The organism is Trebonia sp., from assembly GCF_049794275.1.
Classification (GTDB): Bacteria; Actinomycetota; Actinomycetes; order Streptosporangiales; family Streptosporangiaceae; genus Trebonia.
Map to the genome: position 1 here is coordinate 1 of NZ_JBARCR010000506.1, position 2,052 is coordinate 2,052.

Consider the following 2,052-nt stretch of genomic DNA (forward strand, 5'->3'; position numbering starts at 1 on the left):
CTCCGGCGTCGGCTCCGCGGCGACCGCGGCGGCGACGGCGGCGAGCGCCGCGTACGCCCGGTCCCCGCGCTCAGGCAGCCGGAACGCGGCGGGATTGGCCAGCACTTCCTCAGGATCGGGCAGGTCCATCTCCACCAGCCAGGCGAGGAACTCCACGCCCGCGCCGTCCCCGACCGCTCCCCTGATGAGCGCCGACCTGGCCTGGTCGGTGGCCTTCGCGGCCTCCGCGGCTGTCATCAGCCGGGCCGCCATCTCCCAGGTGCGCGGGCTCGGCCAGCCCCGCCCGGCCTCGCTGGCGTTGTCCGGCGGCGCGATCGCGAGCGCGGGCCGCACCTGGAGGAACGCGGCGACCAGGGACTTGCTGAGCGGTTCGCCCGCGGTCCAGCCTGCCGGCAGCAGCGGGACAGGCGGCGGCGCCCAGCCGCTGGCCAGCCCCTCGGCGATGCTGCGCGGCGACGTCTCCCAGCTCAGGTGACACAGCCTGTTGGCCAGCGGCGCGGACAAATCCCAGCCGTCCGCGGCCTGCTCGGGCGGGTTCGCGGCGGCGACGACGGCCACGTCGTCGGGTAGCGTCAGGTCGCCGACGGTCCGTTCCAGCACCACCCGCAGCAGCGCGGCCTGCACCGCGGGCGGCGCGGTGGACAGCTCGTCGAGGAACAGCACACCGGTGCCGGCCTCGGCGAGCCTGGTGGCCCACAGCGGCGGCGCGAAGCGGACCACGTCCCCGGTGACCACCGGCAGGCCGGCGAAGTCGGACGGCTCCCTGATCGACGCGATGACCGTTTCGCACGGCAGGCCCATGGCCTCCGCCATCGCTCGGATGGCCGATGTCTTCCCGGTGCCCGGGGCGCCCCAGAGCAGAACGGGTACCCGGGCCGCGACCGCTACCCCGAGCGCCTCCGCGGCGACGTTCCCGTCTCCCGCTTGCAGCAGCGTGCTCATGTCTCCAGTGTGCGGCCTGCCCGGCAGCGGGTCAGCCCTTGACGCTGATCTTGGTGCCGAGCTCGAGGCCCTCGCAGATGCCGCGCATCACGCCAACCGCGCCGACGTCGAACACGTGCATGGTCAGCGACTGCTCGTTGGCCAGCACGAACGCGCTGGTGTCCATGATGCGCACGCCGGCCGCAAGGGCCTCGTCGTACGTGAGGGAGGTGTACCGCTTGGCGTCCGGGTGGTGCTTGGGGTCGGCGTCGTACACGCCGTCGACGCCGTGCTTGGCCACGAGGAGCGCGTCGGCGTCGAGCTCGAGCGCCCGCTGCACCGCCGGGTAGTCGGTGGTGACGTACGGCTGGCCGATGCCGCCGGCCAGCACGACGATCATGCCGCGCTCGAGGTGGTGCACCGCGCGGAGCCTGATGAACGGCTCGGCGACGCTGTGTATCGGCACCGCGGTCATGACTCGTATGTCCGCGTCGGTCCGCGCGGTGAGCGCGCCGCGGAGCATGAGCGCGTTCATCACGGTGCCGAGCATTCCGATGTTGTCCGCCTCGGCCCGGCTGATGCCCCAGCCGTCGGCCATCCTGCCGCGGAAGTAGTTGCCGCCGCCGACGACGACGGCCACCTCGACGCCGAGCTCGTGCACGGACAGCACCTCGTCGGCGACGCGGGCGAGGCTCGCGGGGTCAGCCCCCGTTCCGGCCGCACCGGCAAGAGCCTCACCGCTGAGCTTGACCACGACTCTGCGGTACCGCGGCAACGTGCAGCCCCCTCTACGCCCGGGTTTGCTGCCCGCCACGCTACCAGCCCGTCCGCCGTGCCCGTGCCCAGGACCGCCTGCTACTTCGCGTCGGCCCAGCAGCGAACGACGCTGGTCTCCGCGATGAGCCGCACATCACCGCGCGGCGCCCAGCGGCGCGCGGTCTCCGCGAGACAGTCGCCCACCAGCGCCGCCGCCGCGTCCGCGTGCTCTTCGGCGACGTGCACCAGCAGCTCATCGTGCAGGCACAACACGATCCGCGCGCCAAGCGCGGGACCCCGTGCGCGCACCGTGACCGCCCACATCTTGAACAGTTCCGCCGCCGCCCCCTGGACCAGCGCGTTGCGCCCGTACCG

Annotated in this window: 3 protein-coding genes; all 3 read right to left on the minus strand. The window is 73.5% G+C overall.

All coding sequences use genetic code 11. The features are described 5' to 3' along the window. The coding region (locus tag WA805_RS13710; RefSeq protein WP_425242523.1) for an AAA family ATPase at positions 1 to 942 on the minus strand (942 nt) is incomplete at its 3' end. 31 nt (positions 943 to 973) lie between these two features. Next, positions 974 to 1,675, minus strand: a complete 702-nt coding sequence (pyrH, locus tag WA805_RS13715; RefSeq protein ID WP_422284729.1) for a UMP kinase — start codon at positions 1,673 to 1,675, stop codon at positions 974 to 976. A 101-nt stretch (positions 1,676 to 1,776) separates the two neighbouring features. Continuing rightward, positions 1,777 to 2,052 (minus strand): DNA polymerase (locus tag WA805_RS13720; protein ID WP_425242524.1); only part of this gene is annotated, 276 nt, incomplete at its 5' end.